The organism is Methanobrevibacter sp. 87.7, assembly GCF_002208625.1.
Taxonomy (GTDB): Archaea; Methanobacteriota; Methanobacteria; order Methanobacteriales; family Methanobacteriaceae; genus Methanarmilla.
This window is the reverse complement of sequence record NZ_MRCT01000010.1, coordinates 1-21,387: the sequence shown is the minus strand read 5'-3', so window position 1 is coordinate 21,387 and position 21,387 is coordinate 1. Positions and strand designations below refer to the sequence as shown.

Annotated in this window: 20 protein-coding genes; 4 read left to right on the top strand and 16 right to left on the bottom strand. The window is 22.2% G+C overall.

Annotated features, from left to right (window positions below; translation table 11 throughout):
• Window positions 1-120 precede the first annotated feature (120 nt).
• From BGI41_RS01070 to BGI41_RS01060, 3 genes are all read right to left on the bottom strand, one after another.
• The gene (locus BGI41_RS01070; protein ID WP_088538404.1) at window positions 121-1,587 is read right to left on the bottom strand and encodes a sodium-dependent transporter; all 1,467 of its coding nucleotides are present in this window, start codon (window positions 1,585-1,587) and stop codon (window positions 121-123) included.
• Between the two features lie 422 nt (window positions 1,588-2,009).
• Window positions 2,010-2,957, bottom strand: a complete 948-nt coding sequence (locus tag BGI41_RS01065; protein WP_088538403.1) for a ketopantoate reductase family protein — start codon at window positions 2,955-2,957, stop codon at window positions 2,010-2,012.
• Between the two features lie 211 nt (window positions 2,958-3,168).
• On the bottom strand, window positions 3,169-4,722 hold the full coding sequence (locus BGI41_RS01060; protein WP_088538402.1) for a hypothetical protein: 1,554 nt from the start codon (window positions 4,720-4,722) through the stop codon (window positions 3,169-3,171).
• Between the two features lie 289 nt (window positions 4,723-5,011).
• Here BGI41_RS01060 and BGI41_RS08360 point away from each other — a divergent pair, with 289 nt between their 5' ends.
• Window positions 5,012-5,188 carry a hypothetical protein gene (locus BGI41_RS08360; protein ID WP_158211955.1) on the top strand — a complete coding sequence of 59 codons (177 nt, stop codon included), beginning with the start codon at window positions 5,012-5,014 and terminating at the stop codon, window positions 5,186-5,188.
• On the opposite strand, the gene BGI41_RS01055 is transcribed toward BGI41_RS08360, so the two are convergent.
• Window positions 5,181-5,819, bottom strand: coding sequence for a hypothetical protein (locus BGI41_RS01055; RefSeq protein ID WP_088538401.1), 639 nt, complete (start codon window positions 5,817-5,819; stop codon window positions 5,181-5,183). The two genes, BGI41_RS08360 and BGI41_RS01055, sit on opposite strands and share 8 nt — an antisense overlap.
• Before the next feature lie 554 nt (window positions 5,820-6,373).
• Between BGI41_RS01055 and BGI41_RS01050 the strand changes: the two genes are divergently transcribed.
• Window positions 6,374-6,583 (top strand): hypothetical protein, encoded by a 210-nt coding sequence (locus BGI41_RS01050; protein ID WP_143744749.1) that lies wholly within the window; start codon window positions 6,374-6,376, stop codon window positions 6,581-6,583.
• Window positions 6,584-6,906: 323 nt separating this feature from the next.
• Here the strand turns inward: BGI41_RS01050 and BGI41_RS08745 are convergent, their stop codons facing one another.
• From BGI41_RS08745 to BGI41_RS00990, 12 genes are all read right to left on the bottom strand, one after another.
• The gene (locus BGI41_RS08745) at window positions 6,907-7,425 is read right to left on the bottom strand and encodes a TIGR02710 family CRISPR-associated CARF protein (protein WP_369829826.1); all 519 of its coding nucleotides are present in this window, start codon (window positions 7,423-7,425) and stop codon (window positions 6,907-6,909) included.
• 26 nt (window positions 7,426-7,451) lie between these two features.
• On the bottom strand, window positions 7,452-8,054 hold the full coding sequence (locus tag BGI41_RS01040; protein WP_088538399.1) for a hypothetical protein: 603 nt from the start codon (window positions 8,052-8,054) through the stop codon (window positions 7,452-7,454).
• A 627-nt stretch (window positions 8,055-8,681) separates the two neighbouring features.
• Window positions 8,682-9,488 carry a hypothetical protein gene (locus tag BGI41_RS01035; protein ID WP_088538398.1) on the bottom strand — a complete coding sequence of 269 codons (807 nt, stop codon included), beginning with the start codon at window positions 9,486-9,488 and terminating at the stop codon, window positions 8,682-8,684.
• Entirely contained in the window at window positions 9,460-9,726 is a 267-nt protein-coding gene (locus tag BGI41_RS01030; protein WP_088538397.1) for a hypothetical protein, read from the bottom strand. Before BGI41_RS01030 ends, BGI41_RS01035 begins: the two co-directional genes overlap by 29 nt.
• Window positions 9,727-10,252: 526 nt before the next feature.
• Window positions 10,253-10,780, bottom strand: coding sequence for a hypothetical protein (locus BGI41_RS01025; protein WP_088538396.1), 528 nt, complete (start codon window positions 10,778-10,780; stop codon window positions 10,253-10,255).
• 424 nt (window positions 10,781-11,204) lie between these two features.
• Window positions 11,205-12,623, bottom strand: a complete 1,419-nt coding sequence (locus BGI41_RS01020) for a DHA2 family efflux MFS transporter permease subunit (protein ID WP_088538395.1) — start codon at window positions 12,621-12,623, stop codon at window positions 11,205-11,207.
• Window positions 12,624-13,268: 645 nt separating this feature from the next.
• Complete coding sequence (locus BGI41_RS01015) at window positions 13,269-13,859, bottom strand: TetR/AcrR family transcriptional regulator (RefSeq protein WP_088538394.1); 591 nt, start codon at window positions 13,857-13,859, stop codon at window positions 13,269-13,271.
• Between the two features lie 464 nt (window positions 13,860-14,323).
• Entirely contained in the window at window positions 14,324-15,694 is a 1,371-nt protein-coding gene (locus BGI41_RS01010; RefSeq protein WP_088538393.1) for an NAD(P)/FAD-dependent oxidoreductase, read from the bottom strand.
• A gap of 339 nt (window positions 15,695-16,033) precedes the next feature.
• A complete protein-coding gene (locus BGI41_RS01005; protein WP_088538392.1) occupies window positions 16,034-16,903 on the bottom strand; it encodes an Mrp/NBP35 family ATP-binding protein in 870 nt (289 codons plus the stop codon).
• Window positions 16,904-17,116: 213 nt separating this feature from the next.
• Window positions 17,117-17,500: a hypothetical protein gene (locus tag BGI41_RS01000; protein WP_088538391.1), complete on the bottom strand. Its 384-nt coding sequence runs from the start codon at window positions 17,498-17,500 to the stop codon at window positions 17,117-17,119.
• A gap of 93 nt (window positions 17,501-17,593) precedes the next feature.
• The gene (locus tag BGI41_RS00995; RefSeq protein ID WP_088538390.1) at window positions 17,594-17,968 is read right to left on the bottom strand and encodes a hypothetical protein; all 375 of its coding nucleotides are present in this window, start codon (window positions 17,966-17,968) and stop codon (window positions 17,594-17,596) included.
• Window positions 17,969-18,012: 44 nt separating this feature from the next.
• Window positions 18,013-18,645 (bottom strand): methylated-DNA--[protein]-cysteine S-methyltransferase, encoded by a 633-nt coding sequence (locus tag BGI41_RS00990; RefSeq protein ID WP_088538389.1) that lies wholly within the window; start codon window positions 18,643-18,645, stop codon window positions 18,013-18,015.
• A 594-nt stretch (window positions 18,646-19,239) separates the two neighbouring features.
• Between BGI41_RS00990 and BGI41_RS00985 the strand changes: the two genes are divergently transcribed.
• Together BGI41_RS00985 and BGI41_RS00980 are read left to right on the top strand one after the other, a co-directional pair.
• Window positions 19,240-19,839 (top strand): ribonuclease H-like domain-containing protein, encoded by a 600-nt coding sequence (locus tag BGI41_RS00985; RefSeq protein WP_088538388.1) that lies wholly within the window; start codon window positions 19,240-19,242, stop codon window positions 19,837-19,839.
• Window positions 19,840-20,098: 259 nt separating this feature from the next.
• Window positions 20,099-20,782 (top strand): TIGR00289 family protein, encoded by a 684-nt coding sequence (locus BGI41_RS00980; RefSeq protein ID WP_088538387.1) that lies wholly within the window; start codon window positions 20,099-20,101, stop codon window positions 20,780-20,782.
• Window positions 20,783-21,387: the final 605 nt, after the last annotated feature.

The following is a 21,387-nucleotide window of genomic DNA, read 5'->3' as shown; positions in this document are numbered from 1 at the left end:
AAGTAATACACATTTATTAAGATTTAATAAAATTTAAAATTTTAATATTTAAAATATTATTTTAAAAATTTATTATTTTTTTCTAATTTTTTTAAATAAAAAAAGTAGTTAAAAATTAATTTAATAATTTTTAACTTTTGATGGAAGCTTATAGAATATTACTGGTACAATAAATAGAACTACAAGTAATATAAATTGTATTAATACTTGCATACTATCTGAACTTGTAAATGAGGTATAATTACCTCTTATCCACATTATTCCAACAATAATTGGTATGAAGTATTTAATCATGAATTTCCAGATTTTACCTAATTTAAAGTTAGAACCACTATTAATTGCATCTAATAATTTATCAAGGCCATAGATCCAACCAAATATTATACATTCAATAATTACAGTTAAAAGTAAACCAAATTGGTTTAAGAATCCATCGAAGTATGTAAGAAGTGATGAACCATAAGTTGTTGTAAATAATATAGATATTAAGAATCCAACAAGACAAATCATACTAACTGTTTTTTTACGTGATAAATTGAATTTTTCACTTATTGATGAATTTAATGGTTCTACAAGTGCAATTGCTGATGTGAAACCTGCAAAGAATAGACATATAAAGAATAATGGTCCTATTATATATCCAACTGTACCCATTGTGTTAAATACACTTGGTAATACTACAAATGCTAAACCTGCACCATTAGTTACTACTTGATCTATTGGAACATTACTTACAAGACTCATAAATCCAAGTATACTGAACATTCCAATTGCAGTAAATACTTCAAATCCACTATTTGTAAATGCTACTGTAAGACCATTTTTTACAAGATTAATATCATCAGGTAAATAACTTGCATATGTAAACATTATACATAGACCTAGACTTAATGAGAATACAATTTGTCCAAATGCTGCAAGCCATATATTGAAGTTTGTAAGTTGAGACCATTCTGGAGTAAATAATGCACTAACTCCTTTAAATGCTCCAGGTAATGTTAATGAGTATATTACAATTCCAGCCATTAATACAAAGAGTAATGGTATTACAATTTTACATACTGTTTCAACACCATCATTTAGGTTTTTATGTGAAACAAACCATATTATAAACCATGATACTGCTACTGCAATAAATATTGGTAATACAATATGTAATATTCCTAATGGATTATTTGAAGTTTGAAGTAAAGTATGTGTAAAGAAAGTATTTGTATCTGTACCCCATCCTTTAAAGAAACTTAAAATAAGGTATATTAAGTTCCATCCTATAATACATGTATAATATGATAATATAAGAAATGGAACCATTTGTATTGTCCATGCAATATATTCATATTTTTTATTAATTGTTCTTAGTGTTTTACTTAATCCTGCTTTGAACTTGTATCCTGCACCATATTCAATAAATATAAATGGTGCTCCCATACATAAAATTGCAACTATATATGGTATAAGGAAAGTACCTCCACCATTTGTATATGCAATATATGGGAAACGCCAAATATTACCTAAACCAACTGCAGAACCAATCATAGCAAGTAAAAACCCTAATGTACTATTCCATTGATTAGTTTTCTCTGTCATTCTTTAACCTTTATTTTATTAAATAATATTTAAATTTATTTAAGTATAATACTAAACTTTTAACTAGTAAATTATAAACTCTTATTAGTTTTTTTATAACTCTGTTATATTTTTAATGATTTACAATTTTAAATACTGTTATTTTTTTATAACTCTGTTATATTTTTAATGATTTATAAATACCATTATTTTTTTATAATTATAAGCTATTTGTAGCAGATATTTATAATATAAACTACTTTTATTAGTTTATAGTAGCTTTAATTGATATAATTACATAAACTATTCATAACTCTAAATAGCTATTAAATAAAAGTATTTAGACTCTATTTTAATCATTAAATAGCTAAAAATATTTTAAGTTAAAAATTATAGTATACTCTACTTATAAAAAGTTTATATATGTATATTAAAATTTTATCTTAAAAATCAGATTCAATGGCCTTAATCATATTGTATAATACTTTATTCACTGTAACATCTACTCCATATTCTTTACCGAGTCTTATGACTTTACCATTTAAAGAATCAATTTCTGTTTTTATTTTCTTTTCAATATCTTGTGATGTAGATGAAACATGTTCATATGTATCTGGAACTAATTTTGAATAAAATAAATCTTTATAATCTGATGAATTATCCCAGTCTATAGTATAGCCTGCTTTTTTAATAACATTAAAAATTTCATCAATTACACGATTCATTATACTAATTGTATATTGATTTTCAGTTAATTTTCCATAATTAACTCCTAAAATAGCTCCAAGAGGATTTAATGCACAATTATATAACATTTTAGCCCATAAAAATTTAGCTACATTATCAGTTACATTACAAGGTATACCTGATTTTGTAATGATTTCAGCAATAGGTTTTAGAACATTTATATCCCCATCTTGTAATGTTCCAAGTTCAATTGGTTCAGTGTATACTGTAATTTCACTAACATTTAATTCTGGCCTTTTAAAACCAGTAATTACACGTGCACAAAAAACTTTATTACTTGGAAAATATCTAAGATATGGTTCATCGTTTCCAAAACCATTCTGGAAAATAAGTATATATCCATCATCTTTAAGTATATCTCTATTTTCATTAAGTTTAGAACTAATATCATCATTTGCTGTTGTTTTACTTGTTATAAAAACATAGTCTATGGATTTTCTTGGAATATCTTTATAATCAGTGTAGACTTCAAATTCTTCTCTTGAAAAACTTAGATTTTCAAATAATCCAAGTCTTTTTATACCATTTTCCATAGCTTTTTTAGTTCTATGACTTGCATAAAATAATACATTTACTCCTTGTGATAAAAGTGATCCTCCTAGTGCAATACTTAATGCCCCAGAACCATCAATTAATATATTCATTTTACTCCTCTAGTTTTAAGAAATTTAATTTTAATTACCATTATATTATTTATTTTTAAAGTTTATATTTTTTATCTATTTTACTTATTTAGTTTAATATTTTAATAGTTTTATTGAAGGTTTAAATAGCTAATTTATTTTTATTAAATTTTATTTTCATGAAATTTTTAGTTCTATTATATTAGAACATTATGAATTTAGGTAAAGTACTTTACTTGAGGAAAGGAGCTTTATTAGAATCTATATTATTAACAAATGAACTATTATTACTATTATTACTATTATTACTATTATTATTATCAGTATTATTACCTGTTTTATTATTGTCAGTTTGATTTGTTTGGTTTGTCTGATTTGTTTGGTTATTAATTACAGTTATTGATGAAGTACAATTAATATTTTTAATTTCATTAGAGCTAACAACAACTGTATTTATATTACCTTCTTTTGTAGTTTTAAAGAATAATGTAATAGTAGCAGTTTGATTAGGCTCTAAGGTTTTATTATAATAGAAAACATTACCTACTTTATACCAATCATTACCTATAAAATTATTAAAAATTAAACCATCAGGTATATTTTCAACAAAATGTAAACCAGTAAGATTATAATCACAGGTATTATTGATTTCAATTATATGTGGAACAGTATCTCCTAAATTAACAGTACTTGCATTTGTGTTAATATTTAGTGACATATTTGCTATATACATAGGTAATTCTAATGTTTGATGATCAATAGTAGCATATATAGTATTATTTGTAGTACTATTAGAATATAAAGTATTTAATTTATTATTTACTAATTCACCAGTAACTGGATTAAATACACCTGTATTTGCAGTGAAAGTAACATTACGTATTGGTAAGTAACTAGTATAATCACTGATATTTTCACCATCAGTAAATTTAGTTAAACCGGCAGTTAAGTTATATGTATTACCTGCAAACATAGTGGTTTCATTACTAATAAAGGTCATTAAAACCCAATTATGATTAGTTATATTACCAGAATATCTGTCTTTAGGATCTTTATTAGATCCCCACCAATTGTAAGCAAGATTGTTATTATCAATATAATGATAATCTCCAGAACTAATATCTTGTCCATTATTATCAGGATTATCTATAATAGCACAATGGGTAATATTAGTAAGTCCCATAACATAAACAGCACCAGCTTTAGATGCAGTATTATTAATAAATAAACAACCATCTACAATAGAGCCATTAATATATTGACAAGCTAATGTAATTGCTCCACCATTACCTTCTTTTGCAGTATTATTAATAAAGCTTGAATTATAGATATGAGCTGTATCTTCATCAGATATATAAATTGCTCCTCCATCCTTTTCTTTTGCAGTATTATTAATAAATGTAGAATTAACAATAGTTAATGGTACGTCTTCAATATATGGTTCATGACATATTGCACCACCATGTTTATTAGATGTACAGTTAATGAAGTTAGAATTATTCACTGTTAAATTTGTATAAGCCTTATTCTGGATTGCTCCTCCATCAATATATGCTATAGAATTAGTGAAATTAGAATTATTTACAATTAATTTTTTTCCTTTATCAACCCTAAATTCACTTTTAAAGTATATTGCTCCTCCATCATATTTAGATTTAGTATTGTTAAAATTACAATTATCTAATTCAAATAAATAATCTGCTGAAGAAAAATCTGTATATATTGCACCACCCTCATCTCCAGAACTTAGATTATTAAAACTACAATTATTAACTTTTACATTCACATTACCTTCATCTATAGTTAAATATATTCCACCACCATCTTTTTCAGAGTTTGTATTGTTAAAATTACAATTATTAACTTTTATATCTGCATTATCTTCATTGATATTTAGGTATATTGATCCTCCTTGACGTGGAGATTTAGAGTTATTAAAACTTGAATTATTTAACTCAAATGAACCATTTAAAGAAGAAAAATCAATGTATAATCCACCAGCATAATATCCAGAAGTGATGTTGTTAAAATTACAGTTATTTACTTTTACATTAACATTATCACCATAAGGATATATGTATCCTGCACCACCATCATCTTCAGAACTTAGATTGTTAAAGGTACAATTTTCAATTAGTAAATTTGCATTATCATCAAGATCAATATATATTGCTCCACCATCATCAGTTGAATGTGAATTAATAAATTTTGAATTAGTAATACTATTATCACCAACACAATTTTCTAAATAAACACATCCTCCATCATTTCCTTGGTTATCAGAGAATGTGGAATTATTGTACTAGCTTCAGAGTATATTGCTCCACCTTCATTTTCACTGTAAGCATTAATGAAGTTTAAATCATTTAACCTTACATTAGAGTTTAATATATTAAATATTCTTGATAGTTTTAATCCATTTAATGTATGACCATTTCCATTTATTGTTAATGTTTTTCCATCAATAACTATTCCCTCTGGAAGATTATCATTAGGAGAGTAAGTGTAATCCTTATCTAAATTAATAGTCCCATCATCATTTAAATCAATTAATTTTTGTAAGTCACTAAAACTTCCTTCAGAATCTTTTAAAACATTATTTGAATCAGCATTATTTAATGTTTGAATATTATTTGAATCAATATCATTAAGATTATTTAATGCTTGGACATCATTATTATCTGAATTAAAATTTTTAATATTATTTGATGAAGAATTTGAGTTTAATCTTTGGACTTCATTGTTATTTAAGTCAAGATTATTAATATTATTTAATGTTTGGATTTCTTCATCATCAATATTATCTGTTGCAGAAATAGTAGTTAAAGAAATGCTTATTAAGAGTATAATACTTATTAAAAATACTATTTTCTTTTTTACCATATTTCTTCACCTCCATATATTTTATATAATTACATAAAAAAACTAAGTTTATTATAAAATTTTTAATAAAATAACTTTATATATAAACGATTAACTATGTAATTATTATTAAGTTAAAAACTTAATAGCACTATATATATGTATAAATATATATAAATCTATGTATATATTCGTATTTATCTGAATTAATTTATTATAATAGAACATTCGTAAAAATATAAAAAAACTATCTTATATTTTTAATATGAATAAAAATACTATTTTTTTTAAAATATTTGAATAAAATACTAATTTTTTTAAAAGATTTAAGAATTTTAAGAGGTTTTTTATTCAAATAAAGTTTAGTTAAGATAAAATAAGTTTGAGTATTTTAATATTAAATTAAAGAATATATTTATAAAATAAATTTAGGAATTTTATTATTAAATTATAAAATTAAATTTATAAAATAAGTTGAGTATTATATTATTAAAATAAAAAAATAATTATGGATTGATTTTATGGTTGATGAAGATATTTTTCGTAGATTAATAAAAGTATATGGAAAAGAAGTTATGATTCAAAATATCATTGATGATTTAATGGATAATAGAATAAAATTACGTAATGATTTAGCAGAAGAACATGAAGAAGAGTTAAATAAGTTTACTGATGGAGTAGTTCCACCTTGTGTATATCTTGGTCATCAAGATAGAGAATATCTTAAAAAGAAAGATAAACTAGATTTATTCAAAAAAAAGCTAAAGCTTATCGTGATGGATTAAAAAAAAGTAAAGATAAATTTCTATTTGCTATTACTTATTTTGCTAAATGGGTTGTTGCTAATCCAGAATATTCATATCTTTTTGATTATGTTGAATATGAGGATGTTATGTTTTTTGATGATTCTGGTATTCAAAAGCCTATTATTAAAATTGATATTCCAAAATAATGATTAAAGATTATAAGATTTAAAAACTTATTAATCTAAATTAATAATTATAACACATTTAAATAATAAAGCTTATTAATCTAAATTAATAATTATAACACATTTAAATAATAAAGCTTATTAATTTAAGAATTTAAAACATATTTATTTTAATTTTTAAATCAAATTTAGCAATGTAGTTTCTTTTAAGAATTTAGCCATATCTTTATCTAATTTATATGCAAGATTTTCTACAAGTTCTAAAAATTTATTAAAATCAGTATTATTTAAGGATTTAAGGCCATGAGCAAGGATTGAATTATTTCTTTTATAAGTTAAATCATTAATTCTATCTCTATTTTTTATAAAGTATTTACCAAGATCATCATCAAGTTCTGCTAATAATTCAAAGTCTTTAATTAAACCTATTCTTATTTTATTATTTTCTCTTGTTTTTTCAAGATTTTCAATAAACTCATTATTTACTCCTTTATCTAATAGTATTTTAGTATCTATATCTGAACTATTAAGTTTATAACGTGAATTAAGTCTTATTTGTGCAATTAATTCAAAACATCTATATAATCTTGCTATAGCATCATCATATTTATATTCATTTGCTCTTCTTATTGAATTATTAATTAAACTTGCAAGTATATAACAGTTTTTTAGATTTTCATGTTGAGATCTTACTATAGTACCAAGTGCTTTTAAATTTACTTTTAAATCATCTTTAATTTTGTATCAACAATATTTTCTATTATTTCTCCTGCAGTGTAGAAACGATTATTATTAAAATAGCTTCTTGCTTTCATAATAAAAAATTTATCATATATTTTATAGAGATTTTGATATTGGATTGAACCTGTACCTACTGATACAATACCATTTGTTCTATCTCCACTTACTGTAATAAGATTTTTTGAATAAAACATACCACAACATGCCATTGCAGCAGACATTGTTTTAGTTCCATAGGTATAATCCATAATTATTTCATGTTTATCTTTAGATAGAATATCTAATTCCCATATTTTAGATTCAAAGGTTTCAAAACAGTTATTAAAGTTATCAATTTGATCTATAATAACTATTTCATAATCTTCACCTTCTATAAAATCATCATCATCTTCTATAAATAATTCTTTAATATATTTTATAATGTCTTTAGATAATTCTGGTGTGAAAAATACTATATAATTTGGATAGATTTTATGTAGTGAAGTATATATTCCTTTTGCTAATCTTTTACATCCCTCTGTATCTGAATTAGGATCTACTCCTGTACCTACTGTCATAAATAATGTTTCTATTATTTTTTTCATTTTATCACTTTAGATAAGTAAAGATATTTTGTTTTAATAATTAATTTTAGTCTATTCTTTAGATAAGTAAAGATAGTTTCTTTTATTAATTAATTTTAGTCTATTTTTAAAATTATTTATAATTATCTAAAATAAAATAGATTGTTAAAATAAGTTTTTAATTTATTATTATGATTTAATTTAGTTTTTAAGTTTATTAAAATTTATAATTTGATTTTTTAGTTTAATTCTCAAGTTTTATTAAAATTAGTATTCTAGTTTTTTTTAGTTTAATTTTCAAGTTTTATTAAAATTAGTTTTTTTTAAAATAGTATTTTTATTAGTTTAATAAATTTTAATCTTAAGCTATTTATTAATAGTCTATTGATATTCTAAGTTATTGTATTAAATAGTTTAGTAAAATTAGATTTTATAATAAAATTAGTTTAATATAAACAATTATTAATTTAGTTTAATTTATGGTAAAATTAGTATATGTATAATAATTTAGTTTAATTTATGGTAAAATTAGTGTTTAATATATAGTAAAATTAGTCTATATAAACAATAACTATAAAATTAATAACTACTAATTTAAGAATTTAAATTATTTAAAAAAAATAAAATTAAGAATATAAATAAATATTCTTAATTTTTACCTTTATAACTAGCAATTACCAATAGAATTAAAGAAAATATCAATATTAATAAAGGATTTCCTGTATTTAATGTTCTATCGACTTTATTTATAGTATTATTTAATTGATAAGTATTAGTTTGTTTTGGTTCATAATGTTTATTTGTTTTATTGTCTTTAGTTTCAGTATTATTATCTGTTTTATTATTATCTTCAGTATTGTTATTAATAACTTCAGTTTTATTATATGTTTCTGTTTGATTAGTATTATCAGAACCAGAAATTATTGTGTTTGTTTTATTACCAGTACTTGTAGTATTAAAATTAATAATAAAACTTGCATTTTCATTAGGATTTAATGGTTCTTTAAGTTTCCATTTATTTAAATTATTTTCATATATACTAATCCAGTTACCGTTTTCTAGTTTCCAGCTATCATAGATTAAATCATCAAAATCAAGTTCAGTAACATAAACATTATATAAAGCAAAATTACATGTATTTTTAACAATTATCTTAAATAATGTTTGATTACCAAGATAGACTTTAGGTGTTAAACTAATTTTATTTATAGTAAAATTATATTTTAAATCATTAATATTAATTAATCTAGTTTTATATGCAAATAGATTTTGAACTTCAGGACTTACTAAGGTTTTAAATTCAAAAACTTTATATGTAGTTTCATTGATTTTTAGTACAGTACCATTATTTGCAACTCTAAATCCTTTATTATATAAATCAATTACATCTTTAATATATGGATCATCTGAATTCCAATAGTCATAATCAGTAAATTGCCAAAATATAATTAGCAAATATAAATTCATCTGTAGTATTTATTAAGTAATCATATTTGTAAAGGAATATTTTTAGGTAATCTCCAATATATTCATGATTAATATGGTTTCTTAATATATCAAAGTCATATTCATAAAATGAACTATTATGAATCGGATTATGATTAAAACCTTCTATACAAAAACCATAAAATCCATCAGATAAAGGATTATTAGTATATTTTTCTCCTTTTGAATATGTAATATTATTTAACATATATAATGAGTTTTCTTTGTAAATACTATTATTAACATTAATATTATTACGTGGATAATAGACTATAGTATGGTTATTTGAATCAAAACTATTTACAAATGATGAATTAAATATATTTAAATCCCCATTATTAAATATTGAACCTCCAAGTTCTTTTGCACTATTATTAATAAATTTTATATTATATAATGAGGTATTTCCACCACCTAAACATAAATTTCCACCATAAACAGATGATTCATTAATAAATGTAGAATTATTAATTGTTAAATTTGAGTAACTAGAAAAAATAGATGCACCATATTCTGCATAATTATTTATAAATACTGAGTTATTAATTGTTAAATTAGAATTATCTAAGTTAAAAACACCACCATAGTAGCTACCATTATTGTTAATAAAAGTAGAGTTATCTATAAAACCATTGGAATTATATGTATAAATATTACCTAAACCTGAAGAATAATTTGAAATTAAAGAATTTATTATTGTATAATTAGAATCACTTAAATAGAAAATTCCTCCATTACTTTTGAGAATCCCCTTTATTTAAATAAAATTTAGAATTATTAACAAATAAATTACCGTTATTTATTTCTGCTATACTTGCCCAATTAACATTATTATTATAAAAGGAACAATTTATAAAACTTAGATTAGTTCCACTTGAAGATCTAAAAAGTTGATAATCTGGTGAAAAATTAACAAATTGGATATTACTAAGTATAATATTGTTTGAAACATAGAAATTTATACTTTTATTTTTTCCATCGATTTTATGACCATTACCATTAATATTTTTATCAATATTTATCTGGTCAATATTATCATCTTTTTTATCTGTGTATTGGTAATCTTTATTTAAGTATACAGTATCTTGAGAATTATCAATTTCATCTTTAAAATCTGTTAAAGATGAGCTATTATCAGAAGAACTTATATTATTGTTTATATCTGTGCTATTATTATCTTCTGCAGAAACAGAATTAATTAATAAAAAAATACATATAATAATTATAATTGTATATATAATTTTATTCTTTTTAAATTTCATATCTTTTCACCCCCTTTTAACTTATATTTTTTATATATAGTTTATAAATATATAAACATTTTGAATATTTTTTATACATATATTAAGTTTTTTTCAAAATTTTCAAAATAAGTTGAATGTTTGTATAATTAAAGACTATTCTATATTTATAGAAATATATTATTTTTTAAAAAATATTATCTTATTATTTAAGAATTTAATAATTAAAATAGTTAGATTTAGTTTATATCTTAAATTGTTTAAAATTTAAATAAAATAATTATAAATTTAGTTTAAAAAAAGTTAAAAGAATATAAAATTTATATTCTTAATTATTATTATTAAGTCTATAAGAAATTAAAATTTATATTCCTAATTATTAATTAAATTAAGTAAATATATTAAGATTTAAATTTATATTCTTAATTTATAGTGTAATATAGGTCTATGAGGAATTATATTCTTTATTCTGTTTAAGGAATAATTTAAGTACGAATATTACAGCTAAAAATATTCCAGCAATTAAAAATGAAAAATTAACACCTTTAACTAGAGCTATTGTATGTTGTATTCCACTTGGATTTGCAATAGTACTTAAATATCTATTTTGACCAATTGTCATAAAACTTGTAAATAATGAGGATCCAACAGCTCCACCTATTTGTTGGGTTGATGTTAAAATAGCTGAACCGGAAGCATAATCTTCTGATTTTAAGTTACCTAATGTGTTTGTTTGATTAGGTGATAATGATAAACCAGAACCTAAATAGAATCCACATATTATTAAACCAAGTAATAGGAATCCTGTATTTAAACTAAGGGTAGTTAATGCAAAGGTGGATATTACCATTATCCCAATACCTGTACATATTACTATTCTTGGACCATGTTCATCATAGATATGACCAGATATTATAGGTAATATACTTCCAATTACTGTTCCTGGTAACATTACAAGACTTGCTGTAAGTGAACTTGTATGAATTGCAGTTTCAAGATACATTGGTATAAGTATAACAATACCAAATATAACCATAATATTTCCAAGATTTGTAAGTACACCTATTGTAAATAGTTTATCTTTAAATACATGTATACCTAATAGTGGATGATCTATATGTAATTGACGATAAGCAAATAATCCAATTATAACTATACCTACAATTAAAGTTATAATTACATTTACTAATGCTTCTTCTCCAAGATTACTAAAACCATATATAACTAAAGTACATCCAATTGCTGCAAGTATTAATGATATTATATCTAATTTTGCAGGTTTTGTTTCTGTAATGTTCTCTAGTTTTCTACTTGCAATTAATGCTGATATTATAAATAATACTAACATTAATAAGAAGTATGCATGCCAATCTGTAACCTCCATTACTAGTCCCATAAGTACTGGAGCAAATATTGGTGCTGATAATACAACAAGGGATACAATACCCATCATCAATCCTCTTTTCTGTGGTATTGTAATATACATTACACTGTTAAATACAAGTGGTACAATAATACCAGTACCTAGTGCCTGTATAATCCTTCCAATTAATAAAGTTATAAAGCTTGTTGATATAATTGAAACAATTGTTCCAATAATCATTAAAATCATTGCACTTAAAAATAATTTTCTTGTTGTATACTTTTTAATCAAAAATGCAGTCATTAAAAATACAATTCCAGATACAAGAACATATGCTGTAGTAAGCCATTGAACTGTTCCAGCTGTAATTCCATATTCTATCATAATATGTGGAAATGCAACGTTTAATGCTGTTTCATTTAACATTGAAAAGAATCCACCAATAATTAATATAGCAATGATGAGTTTTCCTTTCTCCATTTTAAACATATTATTTTCCATTTTTATCTTTCACCATAATTTTTAATCTATATTAATAGTTAATAATAGCTATTTAATTTAAAGGATAGATCATATTAAATATATATATAATTTAATTAAAATTTAAAGGATAAATCATATTAAATAAATATAATTTAATTTAAAATTAAGCATAAATTATATATTTTATAAGTTAATTTTTTAAAAAAAAATAATAAATAATAGCTATTAGTTAATTTAACAACTATTTAATAGAATTCAAATATTAAGATATTCTCTATTTAATATAAATTAAGAAAAAGTGGTTTTTAAGGTTTAATGAATTAATTTTAATAAAATTCGAGGGTGTTAATTAATTTTATTATTTTTTATTAATTTGTAATTTAGATTTAATTATAGATTTTATAGAGGTTTAATAATTATAAGACTATAATTAAACCTATTAAATTTAGTATTGATATATAATTAGTAAATTCAGATTCTATTTGATTTAGATTAATTATATCTAATATAAATTATTATATTTAGAATTTAGATTATGCTAGGACTTAAATTTGTAAATTTCAGATATTTAATTAATCTAAGTGTTTAATGACTTTTACATAAATTGAATCTTTATTAATAGACAATTATCTTTAAATAATTTAATTAAGGCATTTTATTAAATTATTCTTCAAATAATTTAGGTAATATTTTAGCAATATTAGATATATATCTATCATCTTTATTTGTTGTAGACATAATTATTGCACCTTCTATTAATGTTTCAACGATTTTAGATAATTTTTTTGCTTTAGCATCTTCCATACCACTTTCAAGGAACTTATCATAATAAGCTTTTTCCCATGTGTGATATGCTTCTTCACATGCTTGTCTTATATTTTCATTAGTTTTAGATGTTTCTAGAGCTATTAAGTTTATTGATATTTTTTTATTACTTTGAAATGATTCAATATTATCTGCATCTTTATTAAAATCTTCTGTCATTTCATTAACTAATTTTTCTAAAGATTTACTAGGATCTTCTATTTTTCCTAATCTTGTTCGAATTCTTTTTTCAACAAAATCTTTAGTTATTTTAATGCTTTCAATAGCTAATTCCTCTTTACCATTTGGAAAATAGTAATATAATGAGCCTTTAGGACAATTACTTTTTCTTAGAATTTCATTAAGACCAGTTCCATAATATCCTTTCTCTTGGAATAGTATTGTTGCAGCATTTAAAATTTTCTCTTTATTGTTATTTTTTTTATTCATAATAAAAATCTTAAATTATAACGACTGGTCTATATAATATATAATTTTTTTATTTTATATAAACCTTTTTATACTTAATATATTGTAATTTTAATATAAAATTCTTTCATAAATCTTTAATATAATCATTTTACTTAGTAATAAATTAATCAAGTTAATATAATAATTTTAATTTTTTATAAAAATATTTAAAATCTAATATTTAAAAAATTCAAAAATTCTAGCTATTTTTAAGTTTAAATAGTTATATAATTTAAATATTCAATAAGATCTTAATAAAAATAGTATTTTTTAAAAAATTAATATATAGCTATTTAATTTATAAGTTTTGATATCAACGTAATAATCTACTTATTTTGATATTAATGTAAAAATAGTTACTTATTTACATGTAGAAATATAGCTACTTATTTTGATTTAATATAATTAAAAATAGTAGAATATGATGAAAATATCACCATAATCTAATTGTCTTTTCTATAACCAATATTATAATGAATATTATGTAATTTATATAAAGCTACAGAACTACTAGATGGAAATGCATAAATCATTTCATCAAGCTCTTTTAAAGTTATTTTCTTACTAATAATAAAAGTAAACATGTTTATAAGATTTTCAGCTTCAGGACTATAAACTTCAGCACCAAGAATGTTTTTATCTTTATCAGTAACAACAGTACATTCTGCAGTATTATCATTTCTAAGTTCAATTGAATAAGATTTACCATACTCAATCCTATGAACCTCATATTCATCAGGATGTTCTAAAGCATATGAAGCTTGAACACCAACAGTAGCTATTCTTGGTAAAGTAAATACAACTGCAGGAACAACAGGATAAGATATATCCTCAGTAGTTTCTCCTAAAAGATATTTTGCTAAATATTTAGATTGATAAATAGCTACAGTAACTAATTTTGCTTGATTGGTATCTGCAACATCACCTGTTGCATATATATTTTCAACATTAGTCTGCATATGACCATTAACAGGAATACCATTTTCAGATGCTTTTACACCTGCATTTTCAAGTCCAATATTTTCTATATTAGCTATTCTTCCAAGAGCCCCAAGTACATAATCTCCAGTTAAATCTAATCCATTATTAGTTTTTACTTCAAATTTATCTTGATTTTTAGATACCTCAATAGCCTCTTGATTATAATGGAAATTTACATTTTCATCTTCAAGTATTTTAATAATTTTTTTAACATATGGTTGATAGAAATGTCTAAGTACTTTATCAGAACGTACTAAAATATCTACACTTTTACCTGCCTCTGCAAGTATAGAAGCAAACTCTAAAGATACAAAACCTGCACCTAAAATTATTGTTTTCTCTGGAAGTTCTTTAATATTTAAAAAGTCAGTACTATCACAGATAAATTCTTTACCTGGAATATCAGGTATAAATGGATGGAGACCTGTAGCTATTACAATTTTATCACCATAATAGATATCATCACCTACTTGGACTCTATGATTATCAAGAAGAACACCTTCACCATTTGCAACATCAAGATTATATTCTTTAAACTTGCCTTCTAAGAATTTAGGTAAATTTGCAATTCTTTTTTCTTTAAATTCCATTAAACTTGGCCAATCAACTGTAAAATCTCCTTTTTTACCAATACCTTCATATCTTTTAATTGCAACTGATAATTCATATGGTGCATCAAGTAAGATTTTAGAATTACATCCATAATTAGCACATGCACCACCATATAATCCTTTTTCAATAATTAAAACTTTCCATCCTGCATCTGATAGGAATCTACCACCTTGCCATGCAGCATTTCCACTACCAATATAAATAATATCATATTTTTCCATTAAAAATACCTTCTAAAAATACTTTATATTTAAGTAATTATTTCATATTTTTTTATTTTAATATGTAAAAAGCTATTAATTCTTTTTAGCTATTTAGTAAAAAAGTTTCTTGTTTAATTTAAATATAACTAATATTAGTTAAAAAATAAAACATTGTTATCTTATATATTTTATCTTATATATAAAATCTTATTAATTAATTTTAGAATTAAAAATTAACATTTATTAAAAATAGATTATAATAATTTAATACTTATAAAAATTTTAAAATAATATTTAAAAATCTTATTAAGTTAATATAAAAATAGTAAAAAAAGATTAGAATAAAAATATATATTTTTATTCATCTTTAAAGTAGTCTTTAATAATATTTTCAGTAATTGAATTAAATTCTTTAGATATTGGACTTTTTGGATCTTGTTCTGTGTTAATTGTATCTTCATTAACAGCATCTGCAACTTTCTCAGTAAGTGGAAGTTGTCCTAAGAAGTCAATATCCATTAATTCAGCAAAGTTTGAACCTTCACTTTTACCAAATACATTTAATTTTTCACCACAATGTGGACATGTTAAATATGCCATGTTTTCTACAAGACCAATTTGTTTAATATTCATTTTTTTAGCCATTTTTACACATTTAAGAACATCTTCTTGTGATAATGAATTTGGTGTAGTTACCATAACAACAGCATCTGCTTCAGGAATAGTTTGAAGCACTGTTAAAGGTTCATCTCCAGTTCCAGGTGGGTTATCAATAATTAATACATCAAGATTACCCCATTTAACATCAGATATAAATTGTCTAATTACTCCAGTTTTTTGTGGTCCTCTCCATATAACTGGTGTATCTTGTGTACCAAGTAAGAATCCCATTGAAATGATTTCAACACCATCATTTGAGATTACTGGTAAAATTTTATTATCTTCAGATATACTTAATTGGGAACCTTCTCTACTGAATAATTTTGGTATGTTTGGTCCATGAATATCTACATCAAGTATTCCAGTTTTATATCCTTTTTTAGCAAAAGATTCTGCAATATTTGCAGCTACAGTAGATTTACCTACTCCACCTTTTCCACTCATAACAACAATTTTATGTTTTATTTGAGACATATTTTTTGCTATATTCATTTCTTGTTGAATTCTAGCTTTTTGCTCTTCAGGATCCATATTAGGATTACCATGATGTTGATTGTGATTTGGCATATTATCCTCCATTTACTAATTTTTAATTAGTTATTTGATTATTTTAAATCTATTACTATTTATTTAAATAAAAATTTAAATGAATTAGTAACTTAGTATATTAAATACTTTATTTTTCTTTTATATAAAGCTAATTATTTTAAAGTTACAATTTGTAATTAAAAATAATTTTTTAAAATTAATAAGTATTGTAAAAAAAAAATAAAATTAAGTTTATTCAGGTATATTCTTAATTATTGTATCAATATTATCAAATAAAAATCCGAGAGTACAAATTATAATTGGATATAAAAGATAGATAAAACCAACATTTAACATATACTCAATAATATTCATTGGCAAACCAACCATATTATAATAAATTTGATCAAGACATACATTAATTACAAATATAAATACACTTAAAACTGCTGCTTCATTAAGATAATTACTATTAAAACCTTTAAGATAATTAATACCAATAATAAGAGCAAGAACAGTTAAAATTAAATCAAGTAATATATTAAATATATAAGGATTTGAATTATGTGACATTAATATTAATGTAATTGCAACAATCCAAGAGATAAAACCATATATTATAGCTATTTTTTTCATATTATCATTATAATTATTTTTTTATAGTAAAAATTAGATTTTTAAATTTTAAAATAAGTATTAAATCTTTATTTAAATTAAATAAAGATAATACTATAATTGTACTTCAAAACTAGCCATATATCCTAAACTAGTAGTTATTATTGGATAGAATAAGTAAATATATGCTATTTTACAAACATATTCTGTAAATGGAATATGACTTATAAATGTAGATTTAAAGATATCCAATATCATAGATATTATTATGAAGTAAACACCAAGAACTAGGCCTTCTGCAAGTTCATTATCTGGTAATCCTCTAATATATATAATTCCAAATACTAAAGACCAAAATATTACCCATACTGGCATATATGTTTTAAATATAGGCAAATCTACATTAATAGCACCATTAGTTATATTTGAACAGATATATACAAGAAAATACAATATTATACTCATAATAGTTGCGGTTTTCCATTTCATTTTATCACTATATTTAAGGTATTAATTAGACATTTGATTTATATTTAGATTGGTTTTAAAACAACTTCTATATTAAATTTAGTTTGATTTTCATCCTTTGATATTATCGGACTTTTACTTACAACTTTACGCTCATCAACATAAACTCCATCAAGTTTAAGCAAAATAGCTTTAGATTTAATACCTGCTTGGAAACCATTAAATCCACCAATACTATTATCTGATTTAACTGTTCTATGACATGGAATAATGATTGGAAATGGATTTTTAGCTAATACATTACCTACTGCCCTATATGCTTTAGGACTTCCAGCAAGTTTAGCAAGATCTTTATAAGTATTAACTTCATTTTTATGTGTATGATATTCAGCCATTAACACATTATACTGAAATTTAGTTAAATTATTTAAATCTAAATTATCTAATTTAAATTCAACATCTTCACCATTAAGATATGCTTTAATATCACTTACTAATTTCTTAAGGTAATCTGTTAAATCATCATCAGATGCTACTTCAAGTTCATCATAGACATTAAATGCTAAGGTTTCAGAACTTAAATCTGGATTAGATAAGAAAATCCTTTTAATATAATCTTTTTCTTCATTATTAAATACAATACTTATATCACCAATAATTGTGTTTTTAATTGTATAAACCTTATATTCAATGTCCATTATTATACCTTCTTAATATTTATTAAATATTATATTTAATTATATATTTAATAAGTTAAATAATTTAATAATAGAGTATTATTAAAATAGTATAATAGAAATTCATTCAATTATATAATAAATTTAATTAATTAAAATCATCATATTCTTAAAGGGGATAAAATATCAAATAATAATGAAATTTTAGAAAAACTCCTTTCAAAATCATTATCAAGCGAAACACCATCAAAAGAAACATACAATAAAAGTTATTTAAATTCAAGACAATATTATAAGGATTTTAAAGAAGAATTAATTGATAGATATGCTAACTATGATTTCACAGATTTTAAAGGAGTAAAAGAGATTAACACAGATTATGGAAACACAATAGAAATTAAAAATTCATATGATATTAAATTTAATTTAAAAGAAAATAACATAGAAGATCAATTAATAAAAAATCTTAAATTAGTCTCAGGTATTGGTCCTGTAAAAGAAGAAAAACTAAAAAATAATGGAATAATTGATTTATATGAATTAGGAAAAATAGATAAATATGAAGATGAAGTAAATTCTATTATTAAAACAATTGAAAATAATGAATTTAATAAGATGTATACCTATTTAAAAAATTATGGAAAATTTAAAGATTCAAATCCAATGATGTGTGCAGGATATACGGATATTGAAAACTATAAATTCATGGATATTGAAACTTTAGGATTATCAAATGTTCCAATAATATTAATAGGTATTGCAAGTATTAAAAATAATAAAATTACAGTAAAACAATATCTTCAAAGAGATGGACTTGAAGAAGCAGCAATAATAGATGCATATTTATCAAATCTTGATGATGATTCAATACATGTAAGTTATAATGGAAATAGTTTTGATATACCATATATTAAAAATAGAGCAGATTACTTTGGAATAAACTATAATAAACATATAAATTATGATTTATTATATTATACAAGGAAGATGTATAAGAATAAATTAGAAAATTGTAAACTTCCAACAGTTGAATCTTATATATGTGGTTTTGAAAGGTTTAATGATGTTCCAGGTCAATATATACCATCATATTATGAGGATTATGTATCAAGAAAAAATATTGGTCCATTAGTACCAATTGTAAGACACAATCGTTTAGATGTTAAATCATTAGCTGATTTCTTCTTAAGAATATATAATGATGTTAACTTTTAGTGTTTTTAAAATATTTAAGGTTAATAATTAAAATAATATTTAAGTAAATAACTATTTAAATTAATTATAAAAATTATTAAAATATCATATAACTAAATAACTACTTAAAACTAGTTCTAAAATTATTAAAACATGATAAAATTAATTAACTACTTAAAACTAGTTCTAAAAATAATTTAAATATAATAAAATTAAATTACTATTTAAAATTAAAATTTAAAGAAAATAAAATTAATATGAAATAATTAAAGTGAAAAATATGAAATCTGCAATACTTTTTTCAGGTGGTAAAGACAGTACAATGGCATTATATAATGCAATAGAAAATGGAGATGATGTAAAATACCTTCTTTCAATGAAAAGTAAAAACTCCTCATCATATATGTTTCATGTACCAAATATTGATTTAACAGAATTAATTTCTGAAGCTGTTAATATACCATTAATTACAGCTGAAACTGAAGGAATTAAAGAAAAAGAACTTGATGATTTAAAAATTCAATTTAAAAGACTTAAAAATGAAGGAATTGAAGCAGTATATACTGGAGCATTATATTCAACTTACCAAAAGTCTAGAATTGAAAAATTAGGTAATGAAGTTGGATTAAAAATAGTATCACCATATTGGCATGTAGATGAAGAAGAATATATGAATCATATTATTGATTGTGGATTTGATGTTATTATATGTGGTGTATTTGCATATGGTCTTACTGAAGATTATCTTGGAAGACATGTAACTAAAGATCTTATTTCTGATTTGAAAAAGAAAAGTGAAAAAGTACCAATAAACCTTGCATTTGAAGGTGGAGAAGCAGAAACATTTGTACTTGATGGTCCAATTTTCAATAAAAGGATTGAAATTTTAGATGCTGATGTAGATTGGCATTTCGATAATGGAACATATATTATTAAAAATGCAAAATTAGTAAATAAAGATTAATTAAATTAATCTTATTCTTATATCTTTATTTATTTTTAAGCTTATTTTCAATTATATTATTTGTATTTTTTATTTAATTTTTAATAATCTATTTTTCTTAATTTTTAAAATAAACTAATTATTAAAAAATTTAATAATTAATTTTATAAAATTAGTATAATTCGTATATAATGATATTTTAAACCATTATTTCTTATCAAATTATAAATCATTTATATAATTTTTCTATTTTTGTTTAATAGATTGTTAAATTTACTTATTAAATTATATTATTTGATATTTATAGTTTAAAAATAATTTTTCTTAATAATAAAACTAGGATATTCTTTTTATCAATTGAAAAATTAAAGAATTTAAAAATTCATTAATATAATCTAAAAAAAAGTTTGTTTAATAAAATAAAAACAGTTCAATTTTTATAAACAAGTTTTACAGTTATCTATTTAATTTATAGAAAGCTTAAAATAAGAGATTTAACAATTAGAATAAAAAATATAGGTCCCATATTTAAGAAAAATAAGTAATTGGGTGGTGGTTAGGTGGTAATTACTCATAATCTCCAATATAAGACCTATTTTAATATATAATAATATAATATTTAAATA

What these genes read in the sequence shown, in the direction of transcription:
- BGI41_RS01070 (WP_088538404.1), bottom strand. Translation starts at nt 1,587, where the DNA reads ATGACAGAGAAAACTAATCAATGGAATAGTACATTAGGGTTTTTACTT.
- BGI41_RS01065 (WP_088538403.1), bottom strand. Translation starts at nt 2,957, where the DNA reads ATGAATATATTAATTGATGGTTCTGGGGCATTAAGTATTGCACTAGGA.
- BGI41_RS08360 (WP_158211955.1), top strand. Translation starts at nt 5,012, where the DNA reads ATGTATCCTGCACCACCATCATCTTCAGAACTTAGATTGTTAAAGGTA.
- BGI41_RS01055 (WP_088538401.1), bottom strand. Translation starts at nt 5,819, where the DNA reads ATGGTAAAAAAGAAAATAGTATTTTTAATAAGTATTATACTCTTAATA.
- BGI41_RS01050 (WP_143744749.1), top strand. Translation starts at nt 6,374, where the DNA reads ATGATTCAAAATATCATTGATGATTTAATGGATAATAGAATAAAATTA.
- BGI41_RS01040 (WP_088538399.1), bottom strand. Translation starts at nt 8,054, where the DNA reads ATGAAAAAAATAATAGAAACATTATTTATGACAGTAGGTACAGGAGTA.
- BGI41_RS01030 (WP_088538397.1), bottom strand. Translation starts at nt 9,726, where the DNA reads ATGTTAAATAATATTACATATTCAAAAGGAGAAAAATATACTAATAAT.
- BGI41_RS01025 (WP_088538396.1), bottom strand. Translation starts at nt 10,780, where the DNA reads ATGAAATTTAAAAAGAATAAAATTATATATACAATTATAATTATTATA.
- BGI41_RS01020 (WP_088538395.1), bottom strand. Translation starts at nt 12,623, where the DNA reads ATGGAAAATAATATGTTTAAAATGGAGAAAGGAAAACTCATCATTGCT.
- BGI41_RS01015 (WP_088538394.1), bottom strand. Translation starts at nt 13,859, where the DNA reads ATGAATAAAAAAAATAACAATAAAGAGAAAATTTTAAATGCTGCAACA.
- BGI41_RS01010 (WP_088538393.1), bottom strand. Translation starts at nt 15,694, where the DNA reads ATGGAAAAATATGATATTATTTATATTGGTAGTGGAAATGCTGCATGG.
- BGI41_RS01005 (WP_088538392.1), bottom strand. Translation starts at nt 16,903, where the DNA reads ATGCCAAATCACAATCAACATCATGGTAATCCTAATATGGATCCTGAA.
- BGI41_RS01000 (WP_088538391.1), bottom strand. Translation starts at nt 17,500, where the DNA reads ATGAAAAAAATAGCTATAATATATGGTTTTATCTCTTGGATTGTTGCA.
- BGI41_RS00995 (WP_088538390.1), bottom strand. Translation starts at nt 17,968, where the DNA reads ATGAAATGGAAAACCGCAACTATTATGAGTATAATATTGTATTTTCTT.
- BGI41_RS00990 (WP_088538389.1), bottom strand. Translation starts at nt 18,645, where the DNA reads ATGGACATTGAATATAAGGTTTATACAATTAAAAACACAATTATTGGT.
- BGI41_RS00985 (WP_088538388.1), top strand. Translation starts at nt 19,240, where the DNA reads ATGTATACCTATTTAAAAAATTATGGAAAATTTAAAGATTCAAATCCA.
- BGI41_RS00980 (WP_088538387.1), top strand. Translation starts at nt 20,099, where the DNA reads ATGAAATCTGCAATACTTTTTTCAGGTGGTAAAGACAGTACAATGGCA.